Here is a 15,605-nt window from a genome sequence, read left to right as displayed (position 1 = left end):
TGCAATGAAAATCAACAACTTGCACGTCGATTGCGAATGATTGCAAAGTACGGAAGCTGCCTATGCTGTGTTTTTGGCATGACGTGGCAGTTCGTGGCAGTCATTGGCAGTCCGGTGTGTCCGCCAAATGAAGCTGTCATGAAGCGGATCGGCGCCGATCGCTCGGTTGATTGCTGCGCCCGATGTCGAGCCTCCACACGCTGGCCACGCGGCAGGACGCGCTGCTTCGCCTCGGAGCGCAAAATCGCATGCCGAGGCGCGACGCGACCGGGTCCTTGCAGGCATGAACCCGGTTGTGGGGTGATCAGGGGCCTCGATACGAGGACTCAACCCATCTTGCGTCGCAGGATTGCGCTGGCTTGATCCACTAGCAGCGCCAGGATCAGCATGGCGACGATAACACTGCAGGCGTTGTCGAGGCGGAACAGCGACAGCTCGTAGTAGAGCAACTGGCCGAGACCTCCTGCGCCAACGAAACCCATCACGGCGGCCATGCGGATGTTGATCTCCCAACGGTAAAGCGTGTAAGCCAGCCATTGGGGCGCGACTTCCGGCAGTGCGCCGTAGAGGAAGGCGAGCGCGCGCGGTGCGCCGCTGGCGTGCAACGAGGCTTCGGCCGCGGGCGGTGCGTTTTCCAGTGCTTCCGCATACAGGCGGCCGAGTACGCCACCGGTGTGCAACGCGAGCGCCAAGGCGCCGGCAAAGGGGCCAAGGCCGGCCGCGAGTACGGTGATCGTGGCCCAGACCAGCTCGGGCACCGCACGCAGCAGGTTCAGCAGAAAGCGCGTCAGCGACTTCGCGATCTTGCCGGCGCGGCCGGCGGCGGGCAGGGCGAGCGCGACGGCGAGCAGTGCAGCCAGCACGGTGCCGACGAGGGATGTGGCGAGCGTTTCGATGGCGCCGCTGGCGATTTTCGTCAGTAGCGCGGCGTCGTGCGCAGGTGGCAGGAATTCGCGCAGGAAGCGTGCGATATCGCTGCCCGCGCGGTCGCCCAGTAGGGCGCCGAGATCCAGCCCGATATAGCCCCACGCCACCACGCAGGCGAACGCTGCCGCGAAGGTAAGCATCCAGCCGCTCGCGGCGCGCAGCCCACCTGTACGGGTGCTGGCCATCCAGCGGCGCAGCACGTCGGACAGCATGTCGGCGAAGAGCACCAGCAGCAGGAAGGCGCTGAGGATGCTCGCGATCTCGCCACCATTGAAGGCCTTCATCGACTGGTCCATCAACTGACCGAGCCCGCCTGCGCCGACCAGACCCATCACCACCGCGGCGCGCAGCGCACATTCCCAGCGATAGACGGTGTAGGAAAGCAGCTCTGCGGCAGCGACCGGCAGCAGGCCGTACATCAACGCATCAAAGCGGCTGCCGCCGGCCGCGAGAATCGCGCGGGCGGGGCGGCGGTCGGCGGAGTCGAGGATCTCGCTGAACACCTTGGCGAGCATGCCGCCGTAGGTCAGCGCCAGCGCCAGTACGGCCGCGCTGGGGCCGAGGCCGAACACCCGCACGAAGAGCAGGGCCCAAACAAGTTCCGGTACGCCGCGCAGCAGCAGTGTCAGCGCACGCAGCGCCTGACGAGAAGCAGGGCGCCACAGGCTGCGGGGTGCTGGGCCGATGGCGGTGATCGAGAGCGCCGCGGTGCTGCCGACTGCGAGCGGCATCGCGATCAGCAAGGCGAGCAGCGTGCCGACGGTGGCGATCGCCAGCGTCTGCACTACTGCATCGCCAAGCAGGCCAAGGAAGAAGCTGTCGTGCGCGAGCGGCCAGAAACCGGCCACGAAGCTGCCGACCACACGAAGATTGGCCGGCTCGACCAGCGCAGCGGGATTGACGCCCGCAATGTGGCCGATCGGCCATGCGAGCGCGAGCGCCAGGAAGCTCAGCAACAGGCGCTGATTGAGCGCCGGGTCACGTGAGTCGCGCTTCAGCAGCATGGCAGCCCGGTTGCGGTGACCCGCGGTGTGATCGCATGGCTGCCGTTCAGTTCGCCCGGCGTGATGCGTTCGGACGCGTAGAGCGCCTTGAGGTCGGCTTCGGTGATCGCGTCAGCGGCCTTGTCGAAGGCGATGCGGCCATCGCGCACGCCGACGATGCGCGGAAAGCGCGCCAGCGCCAGTTCCACCGCGTGCAGGCTGGCGATCAGCGTTGCGCCGCGTTGACGGGCATCCTCGCAAAGTACGGCCAACGTGTGGTCGGCGAGCGCGGGGTCGAGTGCGGAGACCGGTTCGTCGGCCAGGATCAGTGCTGGTGCCTGGTACAGCACGCGTGCAATGCCGACGCGCTGCAGTTGCCCACCCGAGAGTTGATCGCAGCGCTCGAAGAGTTTGTCTTGCAGGTCGACGCGTTCAAGCGCGGCGCGCGCGCCCACGATGTCCTGCGGGGCGAGCAGCGACAGCAGCGACTTCCACGCCGGCCATTGGCCGAGTCGCCCCGCCAGCGTTGCGGTGACGACACGTTGCCGCGGTGGCAGTGGTGGTGCCTGGTGCACGGTGCCGATGCGGCTGCGCAGCGTGCGCAGTGCGTTGCGGCTGATCTGCCAGGGCTGTGCGCCGTCGATCTCGAGTTTGCCGGCGCTGGGCTTCAGCGCAGTGCCGAGGCAGCGCAGCAGGCTGGTCTTGCCCGCGCCCGAGGGCCCGATGATCGCGACTTGCTCACCGCTGGCAATGCTCAGATCGATGGCGGCAAGGCCCGGCTGATCTGCGCCGTAGTCAACGCGCAGATCGGAAATGCGAAGGTCCATGAGGGGCTACCGGACTCGGAGTGAAACAAAGCCCGGCCACGCGCATGCGAAGCCGGGGCAAGGTCAGGGAATCAGCGCAGCAGGCCGGCGGACTGCGCGGCTTGTTCGATGCTGTGGTAGTTCTCCGGCTTCGTAGCAACGAAGCGGGTGGCGCGCTGCAGCGCCATGATCTCCTTGTGCTCCGGGTTGGCCGGGTCGAGCTTCAGGAATGCATCGCGCAGCTTCTTCATCACGGCCGGGTCGAGGTCGCCGCGCACTGTCCAGTTGTAGTCAAAGTAGGCGGGCGTGGTGGTGAATACGCGCACCTTGCTGGTATCAACCTTGCCGCTCTCGACCAGCTTGTCCCACACAGAGGCGTTGAGCACGCCGGCATCGGCGCGGCCTGAGGCCACGAAGGCCACCGTGGCGTCGTGCGCGCCCGAGAACGCGACGGTTTTGAAATCCTTCTCCGGCGTGAGGCCCGCCTGCAGCAGGAAGTAGCGCGGCATCAGGTGGCCCGAGGTCGACGAGGCCGAGCCGAAGGCGAAGGTCTTGCCCTTGAGGTCGGCGAAGGACTTGATCGCCGGATCGGCGGTGATGAAGCGGCTGGTGAATTTCTCGTCCTCGGCGCGCTGCACCAGCGGAATTGCGGTGCCGCCAGTGCGTAGTTTGGCTTGCACGAAGGTGAAACCGCCCAGCCAGGCCATGTCGATGCGCTTGGCGGCCAGGGCCTCGACCACGCCAGCGTAGTCGGTCACCGGCACGAAGCTCACCGGCATGCCGATTTCTTTCTCAAGGTACTTGCCGAGCGGCGCGAACTTGCGTTGCAGTTCGGTGGGGGCTTCGTCCGGGATGGCGGAAACCTTGAGTTCCTTCATCTGTGCGAAGGCGGGGAGGGCGAGCGCCGCAAAGGCGAACGCCGCCAGACCACGCAGGGCGTGGCGACGGAATAGGATCAGCATGTTGGCTCCAGAATAACCACCTCGGCACAGGGCCTTGCGCCGGGGTTTACGTGTTGGGATCTTGCGTCGGGGCGGTACTCAGACCACGAGCGGGATTATACCGGGCCGCACAAGCGAACAAGGCGCCCAGCGGGCGCCTTGTTCGAGGGCGTACAACGAGCGACTGCTACTTCTGAATGCCGCCGACGATCAGACGCTGTTCCTTGAGTGCGCCGATGACGATCTTGGCCAGTTCGGCGGTTGATTTCTGGATGCTGGCCGGATCTGTTGTCTCGGAGAGCCCGGACCACATCACCTTGCCTTCGGGCGCTGGCCACAGGTTGGTTTCGATCGTCACCACATCGTACTGGTACAAACGCGGTTCGCTGATCATCGCGCCGGCGCCGTAGTAGCCCCAGAAGCTGCGGTAGCCGTAACCGTAGGCCGGCATCACCGTCATCGTGCCGGGCGAGTACTGGGTACGCTTTTCCACACGCAAGGCGCGGGCGACCAGAATGCCGTCGGCGCCGCTTTTCGCGACGGCTTCGCGCATCTCTTCCACATTGCGCTGCGGTTTTTCGGGCAGCAGGCGATAGCCGGGTATTGCCTCGACGCCCACATCGGACAAGGCCTTGGCGAAATCGTCTTCGAACACGCGGCGGGCCGCGATCTCGTCCGAAACGCCGATTACGACCAGTTTCTTGAGTGGCGGCCCGGCGTAGTCGCTGTCGCGCCAGGCGCTCGTCAAGCGGGTCGAGGCGCAACCGGCCAGCAGGGTCATGGTAATCAGGCCCATCGCCATGCGGCGGGCCAGGTTCGGTAAGTCAGCGTTCATGGCGTAGGCCTCCGCGGATGATGATGTGCCGAGTATCCCGCCAGCGCCGGGCTCCGACAAGGCTTGTTGCTGCCGTAACATCGGCACTCTGTATCCGAGTGTTATCCGCATGCTCAAACTGCTTCACCTCGACGATGACCTCGTCGCCATCGACAAACCAGCGGGCCTGCTGGTGCACCGTTCGATGCTGGACCGCCACGAAACCCGCTTCGCGGTGCAACTCCTGCGAGACCAGATCGGCCGCCGCGTGATCCCGGTACACAGGCTCGACAAGGGCACCTCCGGCGTACTGGTGTTCGCGTTTGAACGCGAGACCGCTGCCGCGCTGGCCGCCCAGTTCGAAACCCGGGCAGTCGAGAAACGCTACCTCGCGGTGGTGCGCGGATGGCCGGACGAAGCCGGCGTGATTGAGCATCCGCTAAAAGTCGTGCGAGACGAATACGAACTGCCGATCGACGGCCTGGCGCCGCCGCAGGAGGCCCGAACCGCGTATCGACGCCTCGCGACGATCGAACTGCCGGTGCCCGACGACCGCCACCCGACCAGCCGCTACGCGTGGCTGGAACTCGCCCCCGAGACCGGGCGGCGGCACCAGATCCGGCGCCATCTCAAGCACATCTCGCATCCGGTGATCGGCGACGCCACCTATGGCAAGGGACGCCACAACCGCATGTTCGCCGAGCAGCTCGGCTGTGCGCGCCTGCTGCTGCACTGTGCCGCGATGACGCTGCAGCATCCGCGCAGTGGGCAGGTGCTCGCGCTGCAGGCAGACTTGAGTGGTGACTATGCAAGCCTGCTGCAGCGTTTTGGGTGGGACGGCGAACTCGCGCGGGTCAGCCGTTCATTCAGCGGCCCAGAATCCCCTTGAGCAGATCGAGCGCGCCCGGGGCTTGCTGCTGCGGCTTCTGGCTTGAGTCTTCGCCGCGCATCGCGTCACCCATGCCTGGCATGCCGAGCATCGTGGTTGCGACCGACTTGACGCGAATACGGGCGGACCACTCGGGCTCCCAGGCGATCTTCGGGTCGCTCGGGCGCGGCGGGTAGGCGACGGAGGCTTCATTGCCATAGGCGATCATCCGCAGCATGGCGCCCTTGTCGCCGAACACCTCTTTCGGGATTGCGCATTTCTGCGTGCTGGGCGGCAGTAAGACCTTCTCGCCGAGCCAGCGGTCGACCGCCGGATTGGTCTGGTAGTCGATCAGGCCGAAGCCGGTTTCCGGCACTTCGCTGGAGGACCAGAACACCATTTCCTGTTCGCCGCGAGCGCCCATTGCCGAGAGGAAGTAGGCGCGTGCCGTCGGCAGGGCGGCCCATTCGAGCTGTGTGGCGTTGCCGCTGTCGCGTTGTTTCAGATCGATCGCGGGCATGAAGTCCTGCTGTGCGCCGATCGGGAAACGGAAGCCCTCGGGCACGCCTTCGCCGCTGAAGCCATGTTCGCCGACCAGCGATGCGCCCTCGGGCACCTTCCTGGTATCGCGTGGGTTCGGCCACACCGGCTTGCCGCTGCCCTGGTGGGCGCCGCGTTGCGTGGCACGCCGCGCCTGGAAGAACTTGCCGAAGTCGGCGGGCGAGGCCTTGCTCATGTCCAGCACCTTGGGCTGGCCACTGCGCACGGTTTCGCTGCAGCCCCAGTAGAAGTAGATCTTGCCCTTGGGGCGTTCCATCGGCTCGGGTTCGCTCACCTCGTCGTCGCTTTCCGGCACGGCCTTGGGCTTCTCCGGCGGGGTGGCGACGAGCGCCAGCGTGGGCGCGAGCTTGCTGCCCTGCGGCACCGACTGGAGCCCTTCGGTCAGCGATGGATTCTTCCGCGTTGCGAGGGTGACGTCGAGCCAGCGGCCGCTGCTGCCGGCCTGCGTCATGCCGAAGCGGTTGCCGCCGTCCTTCTTGCCGCCGAAGAGGCCGGACAGCCCCTCCATCACGCTCCCGCCGGGCATGCCGCCCATCATGCCGGAGAAGGTGGCGACGTCGATCCAGGCTTGCGCCACCGGTGGTTTGACGACCTGGGTGGTCTTGCTGCCCTTGCCCTGTGCGACGGCGTTTCCGGCAAAACCGAGCAGTGCGCTGCCGACGGCGACAGCAATGAGTGATCGACGCATGATGGCTCCCCTTGAATGAACACGACTCCCCGTTTCATTCTGGTTCGCCCCGCGCGAATTGCCAGTGGCACGGGGCGTTGTGCGCCGGGAACGCCTCAGTCGCGGTAGCTCGGTGCGCGCTTCTGCATCATCGCTGCTGCGCTCTCCTGCATGTCTTCCGAGAGCAGGGCTGAGGCATTCCACGTTGCGACGTAGCGCAGGCCATCTTCGACCGAGTGGTCGCGCCCGTAGTTGAGCATTTCCTTCACGCCGCGGATAGCGAGGGGCGACTTTGCTGCCACGGTTGCGGCGACTTCCGCCACACCTTCGAGCAGTTGCTCGGGGGTGTCGAACACGCGGTTTACGAGGCCGAATTCCTTCGCTTCGTCGGCGAGTACGTTGCGGCCGGTGTAGGCCAGTTCGCGTGCGATGCCATCCGGGATGATGCGTGGCAGGCGCTGCAGCGTGCCCACGTCGGCAGCCATGCCGATGTCGATTTCGCGTACCGAGAAGATCGCGTTGGCGCTGGCGTAACGCATGTCGCACGCGCTGACGATGTCCACCGCGCCGCCGATACAGGGGCCGTGGATTGCGGCGACCACCGGCTTGCGGCAGCGCTCGATGCTGCTGACGCAATCCTGCAGATCGAGGATCAGTGCGCGCAGCAGTTCCTGGCTGCGCGCCAGGTCGGCGTGGCGGATGCGCTCGCGCAGGCCGGCGAGCATCGCCAGATCAATGCCGGTCGAGAATGCGCGGCCGTTGCCGCCGAGGATCACGACGCGGACAGCGGCGGTGCGGTCTGCCCAGGTGAAGGCTTCGCGCAGCTCGCGCCACATCTCGTCGTTCAGCGCGTTGAGCTTGTCGGGGCGATTGAGCGTGATGCGTGCGACGCCGCTGTTGAGCGACAGCGCAAGGGTTTGCAGGTTGTTGGGGATCGTTTCGCTCATGGCGTGAGCCTCCTCGAGTGGTTGGATGCGGGTGCGGGCAAACGAGGGGGAGGGCGGCCGAGTGCGGGCTACCGGGTTTGCGCTGAGAAGGCGCACGCTAGCACGCGACGGGGGGGCGCGGAACCGCTTGCAGTGTCGATTTGCAAGCATTCGGGTGGTATCGGCACCCGCCGTGCAAAGCGTTTGACCGCTGCCGATCTTTTGCCGATATTGTTCCGGGCCTGTTGCCGTGGCGGCCGTTTGAAATTGGCGCGTTGTCGGGCATTGGTGTCCGGATCCATCCCTTTTCAACTGATCCGCTGCGCACGTCGTGGCGGGTTTGAGGTCTCGCCATGAGTCAGACATCTGCGCGCTCACCGCACCTCGATCCGCTGCTCGTGCGCTATCTCCACGATTTTCTGGGTGACATCGAGCCGGCGGCGATGAGCCTGCTGCTGTCGCAGCTCGAATGGGTGGAAGTGGCTGGCGGCGAGAGGCTGATCGAACAGGGTGATCCGGGCGACGCGATGTACCTGTCGGTGAGCGGGCGACTACGTGCCTATGTGCGGGGCGACGATGGGGCGTCGCGCATGGTGCGCGAAATGGGGCGAGGCCAGATCATCGGCGAGATGAGCCTTTACACCGACGCACCGCGTTCCGCGACGGTAGTGGCGATTCGCGACTCGGTACTGGTGCGGCTCGACAAATCGCAGTTCCACACCTTGCTGGCGCGCAGCCCGCAGGTATCGATGGCGCTTACGCGGCAGATCATCCGCCGCTTGCAAACCGAGCATCAGCGCAATCCGCTGGCCTTGCCGGTGACGATTGGCCTCTTTCCGATCAGCGCTGGCGTGGATCTGGGCGACCTCGGTGCGCGCCTCGCCGATGCCATGGGCCTTTACGGCAGGGTGCGTTTGATTGATACCGCGACGATCGATCGCGAGCTGGGGCAGCCGGGCGCCGCGAACGCCGGTGCCGACGACGCGGTGCTGAACCGGCGCATCGCCTTGCTGCTCGATGAAATCGAAGCGGCCAGCGACTTCGTGCTGCTGCTGAGCGACGCCACGCCTTCGCCGTGGACGAAGCGCTGCAGCCGCCACTGCGACGAGATCCTGCTGTTTGCGGATGCAACACAGGCGCCCGCGATCCACCCGATCGAAGCGGATTGCCTGTCGATGCGCCCCGAACACGCCGAAGCCGCAGAGGTTCTGGTGCTCTTGCACCCGGCGGAACGTGCCTGCCCGGAGGGGACGAAACACTGGCTTGCGCGGCGCGCGGTGAGCGACCATGTCCACATTCGCCCTGCGCTGGATCGCGACATCGCGCGGCTGGCCCGCATCGAGTGCCGCACTGCGATTGGCCTGGTGCTGGCGGGCGGCGGCGCACGTGGCTTTGCTCACCTTGGCGTGATGCGTGCGCTGCAGGAGCGCGGCGTGGAGATCGACTACGTTGGCGGCACCAGCATCGGCGCGGTGATGGCAACGCTGGTGGCGTGCGACCAACCCTTGCCGCGCGCGATCGAGGTTGCCCGCAAGGCTTTCCGCACCAACCCGACGAGCGATTTCAACTGGCTGCCGATGCTGTCGCTGATCAAGGGGCAGCGCCTGCGCGGCATCATCAAGGCGGCGATGGATGAGCTCTTCGGCCGCGAGATCGATATCGAGGATTTGTGGAAGAACTACTTCTGCATCGCCACCAATTACTCGCAGGCACGCGAGCAGCCAATCCACCGCGGTGATCTGGCGAAGTCGCTGCGGGCGAGCATCTCGATTCCGGGTGCGCTGCCGCCGGTGATCGTCGATGGCGATCTGCTGTGCGATGGCGGCACCTTCAACAACTTCCCGGTTGATGTGATGCAGCGCATGCGTGGCGTGGGCAAGGTGATCGGCGTCGATCTGAACTTCAAGAAACCGCGCCGTATGGATTTCGACGAGGTGCCCGGCACCTGGGCGCTGCTGCGTGATCGGCTGGTGCCGCGCAATCGCCGGCGTTATCGTCTGCCGTCGCTATCGGCCTACCTGATGAACGTCACGATCCTGTACAGCATGTCGCGTCAGCGCGATGCGCAGCGTCGCACCGATCTCTACTTCAACCCCCCGCTCGAACGGGTCGGCTTGCTGCAGTGGAGCAAGTTCGACCAGATCGTCGAGCAGGGTTATATGCATGCCCAGCAGGTGCTGGTGGAAGTCGGTATTGATGGCGTGATGCCGGCGCGAGCAACAACGGCCTAGCGCGCGGCGACGACCGTGACGCCGCGGCCGGTGTGCGCCACGGCTTTCGATGGCGTTTGCGCCTGTGCGGTGGTTTGCGGCAGGTTGTTCAGTTGGCGGCCGAAGCTCGCGCCGCCGAGCACGTCGGCGGCGGTGAAGGTGGCGATGCCGATGAAGGCAGCAACAAGGATCGAATTGAGCTGGTCGTCGAGGCGATTCGGTTTCATGGCGGTCTCCTGATCTTCTTGTCGTTGGTGGGGGTCATCAACGTGAGACCACTTTATGACTGTGTCGCCAGGGCGACGATGGCGCTGTGCGCATCGTTTCTGTGACCTTTTCACAGACCGATTCGCGGCGCGACGAACACAAAAAAGCCGGCGGGGCATCACGCCCGGCTGGCCTTGCCCATCGAGCCCCGCGTCAGAGTGCGGGTGGCATCGTGTGGATACGCGCCTGCCACGCGTCCCATGCACGGATGCGCAGTTCGAGGTCTTCGTGATTGATCGCCTGCGACAGGAAGTAGCTTCTTTCCTCTTCAAGGTTGCGCGGCCAGTGCGGCGCCAGTGCCGACAGATTGCTGCGGATCGTTGCGATCGCATGCATCAGCGTTTCGTGCCCATGCAGCGCGAGGGGGGCTTCGATATGCGGCAGGGTGGCGTGCAGTCTCATGATCGGCTCCTTGGGCTGGCGTGCTGGCGGCGGCCAGATCAGAACGCGAAGCGCGTCGGCAGCAGCCACTGCGGCCACGCGTGCTGGATCGTGTCGAACACTTGCGAGGGGCTGCGCGCAAGGCGCTGCGTGCCGGGCTGGGCGCCCGGCTGCGTGGTGACGAGGCGGCGCTCAACACGCAGATAGCGGTCGTCATCGGCCTGCGGGCGTACCGAGAAGCCGCAACGCAGCATCAGGGCGAGCATCGCGCCATTGCCGACCGGCACCTCGCCGACGAGTCGCTTCACGCCGGCCTGGCGGGTGGCGCTGCAGAGAGCGGCCATCAGTTGTTTGCCGAAGCCACGGCCGCGCCAGCCTTCGGTGACCGACAGGGCGAACTCCGCACTGTCGCCGTCGTCAGCGATCACGTAGCAAGCCTCGGCAACGAGAATCTCGCGCTCGCCATCGAAGGCGGTGATTACGAAGCCCATCTGGTCGGTTGCGTCGAGGCAGATCAGCGCATCGGTGGTGGCGACATCGGGTTCGCCGGTGTGGCTGTCGCAGCGTGCGAAGCGGGCGGCTGCGAGGCCGCGGGCGGGCTGGCCCTGTGCGGCGACTTGCTGGTCGTCCTTGAGGGTGATTGCCTCGATCAGCTCGGCCGGGTAGGCGTGGACGGTGGTCTTGGCCGTACGGTGTGCGTGGACTTTCATGGGGTTCTCCCGTGTTCTGTGGTCTGCTCTGATGTGCCTTGGCGTTGTCGCTGCGGCATGGGACAAACTTTAGACGGGGCCGGGAAACCGTTCGCAGGAGCAAGTCGCTCGGATTTTGTGACTTATTCACATGCCGCGCGGTGAACGAAAAAGCCGCCCGAAGGCGGCCTTGCGTGTTGCGATCTGCGCGGCTTACATGACGCGGCCGAGCAACTGGCGTTCGTAGCTGCGGCCGCTGGGCGTTACCTTGGTGGTGCTGCCTTGCACGCGTTGCAGCCAGCGCGGCAACGCGTGATTCAATGCGGCGAGCAGTCGGTTGGGGCGACGCATGGTGCGGCGAGCCCTTGCAGGGGCGTGCACGCTGCGTTCGACGCGCACCAACTGATCGTCCGCCGGATGCGGGCGCACGGTGAAGCCGCAGCGGATCATCAGCCCGAGCATGCCGGCGTTGGAGGCAAGCACTTCGCCGTACAGCCAGCGGGCACCGCCGCGGCGGGCTGCGTCGCACAGCGCTTCGATCATCTGGCTGCCGAGGCCTTGCCGCTGCCACGCATCGGATACCGCGATGGCGAATTCGGCGGTGTCGCCGTCGTCGTTGAGCACATAGCACGCATCGGCGATCACGACTTCATCGTCGCCTTCCGGCAGCGTGACGACGAAGCCCATCTGGCGCACGTAATCGATACAGGTGATCTGCGCAGCGACCTGCTCGCTCAAGCCACAGAGGTTGCCGTGAAAGCGGTTGATGCGTGCGCCCTGCGACAGCGTGGCGACGAACTTCTGTTCCAGAGGCGCATCCTGCGGCAGTACCGGGCGCAGCGTGGCGCGCAGGCCGCGGCGCAGTGCGATCGAATTGATCAGGTGCGCCGGGTAGGCGTGGATGCTGTAGGTGGCGGTTTCGCGCAGGCTCGCGTGCATGATGCTCTCCTCGGTCGGGGGGGATTTACCGGGTGCCGTGGCGCTGTTGTCGGGTGCGCTTGGCATGGAGAGACTCTACGGAAACCGCGCGGGCGCTTCGTCGCAGCTTGTCGCATGCGCCCTGTGACATTTTCACAAGGGCGCACCGCGATGCCGCTGCTACCAGCCCGCCGGCAGCTTCTTCAGCAACACGATCTGCTTGCCTTCCAGCGCCACATAGCCGCCGGTGGTGAGCTGCTTGAAGATGCGGCTGATCATTTCGCGCGAGGAGCCGACATGGTCCGCGATGTCCTGCTGCGTCAGCTTGTCCGCCACCATCAGGCGGCCGTCCACCTCCCGCGCGCGATCGTTCAGCAGGCGGGCGACGCGGCTGTACACATCGTCCAGCGCGAGGCTCTTCACGTTGTCGGTGGAGTGCCGCACCAGGCCGATCAGCTTGCGGATCAGGTGCAGCGCAAAGTCTGGATGCTTGCCAAGGAAATCGCGCACCTTGCTGCCCGCCACCACCACGCAGGTCGTTGGCTCCAGCGTCATTACCGAGGCGGAACGGGGGCCGCCGTCGAGCGACATTTCGCCGAAGTATTCGCCCGGCCCGAGGGTGTTGTAGATCACCTCGCGCCCTTGCGCGGAAGCGCCGAACACCTTCACCCGGCCGGAGAGCAGGATGAAGATCGAGTCGGTTTCGTCTTCTTCATTGATCAGCACCGAATGGGCTGGAAAAGTGCGCACACCGCCGTGTGCGGCGATGGCTTCCAGGATGTCGTCCTTCAACACGGACGGCGAGAGCGGAGCGTCGTTTTTCATGTTGCGGTTCAGTCGGGGGCTGATAACGATACCGCAAGCTCAGGCGACGCTCGACGCTTCTTTTTCCTGTCTGGGCAAGGACTCAAGGCCGTAACGTGAGCGGGCGCGGTTGCACTTGTCGTCACCGGCTTCGACTTCCCTGCAGGCCGGCGGGCGTTGCGCATAAACGCGACAGGCAACCTGCTGCCCGACCACACCTTGCAGCGCATTGCAGTGTGGGGCGGCGCCATTGGTACCGGCCATGCAGGCAAAGAAGGGCGTGACCTGCTCGATCAGCGTTTCGGGCAAGTCCGTCGCTTCGGACCAATAGAACGACACCCGGAAGCTGGCGCAGCAGGCGCCGCAATCCAGGCAGGGGTTATCGGTGGCGCGACTGGTGCGCGTGTCAGGCATGCGGGCAGTGTTAGCGTGGCCGGCCCGGCTTGCGCGGCGAAGTGCGTGTGACGGGCTTCTTCGCGCTCGGTGTGGCCGGCTTCGGTGCCGCGCGCGGCGCCTGATTCTGACCCGCCCGCGGCACTGGCTTGCCACGCCCGTTGGGCGTGATCGCGTGCACGAAGTCGTTGCCGCCGCGCGGTTTTGCGCCAGTGCGTTGCAGGCGGGCTGGCGCCGCACGTGGCACCAGATGATGCGGCCCGTTGCCGATCAGGTCATCGCGTCCGATCGATTGCAGGTACTCGCGGATCAGCTCATGCCCGGCCGGGTCGTGGTAGCGCAGCAGTGCCTTGTGCAGCTTGCGCTGCACGCCCGAACGCGCGGTCTCGACGATTTCCGAATCGCGCGTGACCTTGCGCAGCGGGTTGCGCCGCGTGTGGTACATCGCGGTGGCCATCGCCAGCGGCGTCGGCGTGAAGGTCTGTACCTGGTCGGGGCGGAAGTCGTTGGCCTTGAGCCACAGCGCGAGGTTGAGCATGTCCTCGTCGGTGGTGCCTGGGTGGGCGGCGATGAAGTAGGGCACCAGGTGCTGCTTCTTGCCCGCCTCCTTCGAGTACTTGTCGAACAGGCGCTTGAACTTGTCGTAGGTGCCGATGCCCGGCTTCATCATCTTCGACAGCGTGTTCTCTTCGGTGTGCTCCGGCGCAATCTTCAAGAGCCCGCTGACGTGGTGGGTGACCAGTTCCTTCACGTACTCGGGCGAGCGCACCGCGAGGTCGTAGCGCAGGCCCGAACCGATGGTGATCTTCTTGACGCCCGGAATCCGCCGCGCCTTGCGGTAGAGCTCGATGAGCGACGAGTGATCGGTGTTCAGGTTCTCGCAGATGCCCGGGTAGACGCACGACAGGCGCCGGCACGAGGACTCGATCTTCGGGTCCTTGCAGGCCATGCGGTACATGTTGGCCGTGGGGCCGCCCAGGTCGGTGATGTGGCCGCGGAACTCGGGCACCTTGTCGCGGATCTCCTCGATCTCCTTGAGGATGGATTCGTGCGAGCGGCTCTGGATGATGCGGCCCTCGTGCTCGGTGATCGAGCAGAAGGTGCAGCCGCCGAAGCAGCCCCGCATGATGTTGATCGAGAAGCGGATCATCTCCCACGCCGGGATGTGCGCATCGCCATACACCGGGTGCGGCGCGCGGGCGTAGGGCTGGTCAAAGACCCAGTCTATCTCCTCGGTGGTCAGCGGCACCGGCGGCGGGTTGAGCCACACGTCGCGATCCCCATGCCCTTGCACCAGCGCACGCGCGTTGCCGGGATTGGATTCGAGGTGGAACACGCGAGAGGTGTGCGCGTACAGCACCGCATCGTCCGTCACCTGCTCGAAGGCCGGCAGGCGGATCACCGTTTTGGCGCGCTGCGCCTTGCGGGCCGCGACGCGCTCGGCCGCCGGCACGATGCGCACCGGCATCGAACCATCGGCGTTCGGCGCGCTGGCTGTCTGCTGCGGCTCCATTGCGTAGGGATCGGGGTGCGGGTCGATCCGGCCGGGGCGGTCGAGCTCGGTCGAGTCCTGTTCGCTCCAGTCCTCGGCCGGCTTCCAGCCGCGCTTGACCATGAAGGCCGTGCCACGCAGGTCGCGGATCGCCTCGATCGCCTCGCCCGCAGCCAGGCGGTAGGCAAGGTCGATGATCGCGCGTTCCGCGCTGCCGAAGATCAGCAGGTCGGCTTTCGAATCCGGCAGCACCGAGCGGCGCACCTTGTCCGACCAGTAGTCGTAGTGCGCGATGCGGCGCAGGCTCGCCTCGATCGAGCCGATCACGATGTTCGCGTCGGGATAGGCCTCGCGGGCGCGCTGCGCATACACGGTGACGGCGCGGTCCGGGCGCTTGCCAGCCTCGCCGTGCGGCGTGTAGGCGTCGTCCGAGCGGATCTTCCGCTCCGCCGTGTAGCGGTTGATCATCGAATCCATGTTCCCGGCGGTGACGCCGAAGAACAGCGCCGGGCGGCCCAGCGCGCGGAAGGGCTCGGCCGAGGTCCAGTCTGGCTGGCTGATGATGCCGACGCGAAAGCCCTGCGCCTCCAGCGCGCGGCCGATCAGCGCCATGCCGAAGCTCGGGTGGTCGATGTAGGCGTCGCCCGTCACCAGGATGATGTCGCACACGTCCCAGCCCAGCGCGTCCATCTCGGCAAGCGACATCGGCAGGAAGGGCGCGCGACGCTTCAGTTTGCGGTGGCGCGGGTAGTCGAGAAGGGAGGGGGCTTCAGCTCGCATGAGGGGGCGGATTGTACGGGAATGCGGGGCCTCGCGCCGTAAGTGATGAGGGGCAGAAGGCATGCAGGGCAGGTTAAAAACCCTTTTCGCGTCAGTGACATGCGTCAACGTGAAAATGTACTGGCGGGCGCCCGTGGGGGTACATAGACTGCAACGGTCCGGCGTGCGCGTGGCGTGT

At 65.8% G+C, this 15,605-nt stretch carries 15 protein-coding genes; 2 read left to right on the top strand and 13 right to left on the bottom strand.

Going from position 1 to position 15,605, the window contains the following annotated elements; genetic code table 11:
- Window positions 1–326 precede the first annotated feature (326 nt).
- The 4 genes from phnE to ACE3P0_RS20185 all read right to left on the bottom strand — a co-directional run bounded on the left by phnE (window position 327) and on the right by ACE3P0_RS20185 (window position 4,492).
- Window positions 327–1,931: a phosphonate ABC transporter, permease protein PhnE gene (phnE, locus tag ACE3P0_RS20200; RefSeq protein WP_374404602.1), complete on the bottom strand. Its 1,605-nt coding sequence runs from the start codon at window positions 1,929–1,931 to the stop codon at window positions 327–329.
- Entirely contained in the window at window positions 1,922–2,737 is an 816-nt protein-coding gene (locus ACE3P0_RS20195; protein WP_374404601.1) for a phosphonate ABC transporter ATP-binding protein, read from the bottom strand. Before ACE3P0_RS20195 ends, phnE begins: the two co-directional genes overlap by 10 nt.
- Window positions 2,738–2,808: 71 nt before the next feature.
- Entirely contained in the window at window positions 2,809–3,678 is an 870-nt protein-coding gene (locus tag ACE3P0_RS20190) for a putative selenate ABC transporter substrate-binding protein (protein WP_374404599.1), read from the bottom strand.
- 166 nt (window positions 3,679–3,844) lie between these two features.
- The gene (locus tag ACE3P0_RS20185) at window positions 3,845–4,492 is read right to left on the bottom strand and encodes a hypothetical protein (protein WP_374404598.1); all 648 of its coding nucleotides are present in this window, start codon (window positions 4,490–4,492) and stop codon (window positions 3,845–3,847) included.
- Between the two features lie 109 nt (window positions 4,493–4,601).
- Between ACE3P0_RS20185 and ACE3P0_RS20180 the strand changes: the two genes are divergently transcribed.
- Entirely contained in the window at window positions 4,602–5,360 is a 759-nt protein-coding gene (locus tag ACE3P0_RS20180; protein WP_374404597.1) for a pseudouridine synthase, read from the top strand.
- Here the strand turns inward: ACE3P0_RS20180 and ACE3P0_RS20175 are convergent.
- Both ACE3P0_RS20175 and ACE3P0_RS20170 read right to left on the bottom strand, forming a co-directional pair.
- A complete protein-coding gene (locus ACE3P0_RS20175) occupies window positions 5,338–6,588 on the bottom strand; it encodes a hypothetical protein (protein ID WP_374404596.1) in 1,251 nt (416 codons plus the stop codon). The genes ACE3P0_RS20180 and ACE3P0_RS20175 overlap by 23 nt on opposite strands.
- Before the next feature lie 95 nt (window positions 6,589–6,683).
- On the bottom strand, window positions 6,684–7,514 hold the full coding sequence (locus ACE3P0_RS20170) for a crotonase/enoyl-CoA hydratase family protein (RefSeq protein ID WP_374404595.1): 831 nt from the start codon (window positions 7,512–7,514) through the stop codon (window positions 6,684–6,686).
- 332 nt (window positions 7,515–7,846) lie between these two features.
- On the opposite strand from ACE3P0_RS20170, the gene ACE3P0_RS20165 reads away from it, so the two are divergent.
- On the top strand, window positions 7,847–9,724 hold the full coding sequence (locus tag ACE3P0_RS20165; protein ID WP_374404594.1) for a patatin-like phospholipase family protein: 1,878 nt from the start codon (window positions 7,847–7,849) through the stop codon (window positions 9,722–9,724).
- Here the strand turns inward: ACE3P0_RS20165 and ACE3P0_RS20160 are convergent.
- The 7 genes from ACE3P0_RS20160 to ACE3P0_RS20130 all read right to left on the bottom strand — a co-directional run bounded on the left by ACE3P0_RS20160 (window position 9,721) and on the right by ACE3P0_RS20130 (window position 15,352).
- Window positions 9,721–9,930 carry a hypothetical protein gene (locus tag ACE3P0_RS20160; protein WP_374404593.1) on the bottom strand — a complete coding sequence of 70 codons (210 nt, stop codon included), beginning with the start codon at window positions 9,928–9,930 and terminating at the stop codon, window positions 9,721–9,723. The two genes, ACE3P0_RS20165 and ACE3P0_RS20160, sit on opposite strands and share 4 nt — an antisense overlap.
- A 193-nt stretch (window positions 9,931–10,123) precedes the next feature.
- Window positions 10,124–10,372: a hypothetical protein gene (locus ACE3P0_RS20155; protein ID WP_374404592.1), complete on the bottom strand. Its 249-nt coding sequence runs from the start codon at window positions 10,370–10,372 to the stop codon at window positions 10,124–10,126.
- 38 nt (window positions 10,373–10,410) lie between these two features.
- On the bottom strand, window positions 10,411–11,061 hold the full coding sequence (locus ACE3P0_RS20150; RefSeq protein WP_374404590.1) for an N-acetyltransferase family protein: 651 nt from the start codon (window positions 11,059–11,061) through the stop codon (window positions 10,411–10,413).
- Window positions 11,062–11,253: 192 nt separating this feature from the next.
- Window positions 11,254–12,045 carry an N-acetyltransferase family protein gene (locus ACE3P0_RS20145; protein ID WP_374404589.1) on the bottom strand — a complete coding sequence of 264 codons (792 nt, stop codon included), beginning with the start codon at window positions 12,043–12,045 and terminating at the stop codon, window positions 11,254–11,256.
- A gap of 93 nt (window positions 12,046–12,138) precedes the next feature.
- Window positions 12,139–12,783, bottom strand: coding sequence for a Crp/Fnr family transcriptional regulator (locus ACE3P0_RS20140; protein WP_374404586.1), 645 nt, complete (start codon window positions 12,781–12,783; stop codon window positions 12,139–12,141).
- Window positions 12,784–12,822: 39 nt separating this feature from the next.
- Window positions 12,823–13,176 (bottom strand): YkgJ family cysteine cluster protein, encoded by a 354-nt coding sequence (locus tag ACE3P0_RS20135; protein ID WP_374404585.1) that lies wholly within the window; start codon window positions 13,174–13,176, stop codon window positions 12,823–12,825.
- Window positions 13,177–13,186: 10 nt separating this feature from the next.
- Window positions 13,187–15,352, bottom strand: coding sequence for a YgiQ family radical SAM protein (locus ACE3P0_RS20130; RefSeq protein ID WP_374404603.1), 2,166 nt, complete (start codon window positions 15,350–15,352; stop codon window positions 13,187–13,189).
- Between the last annotated feature and the right edge of the window lie 253 nt (window positions 15,353–15,605).

It is taken from the genome of Niveibacterium sp. (assembly GCF_041909475.1).
Lineage (GTDB): Bacteria > Pseudomonadota > Gammaproteobacteria > Burkholderiales > Rhodocyclaceae > Niveibacterium.
The sequence above is the reverse complement of the archived record's forward strand: the minus strand, read 5'-3'. Positions and strand labels throughout refer to the sequence as shown.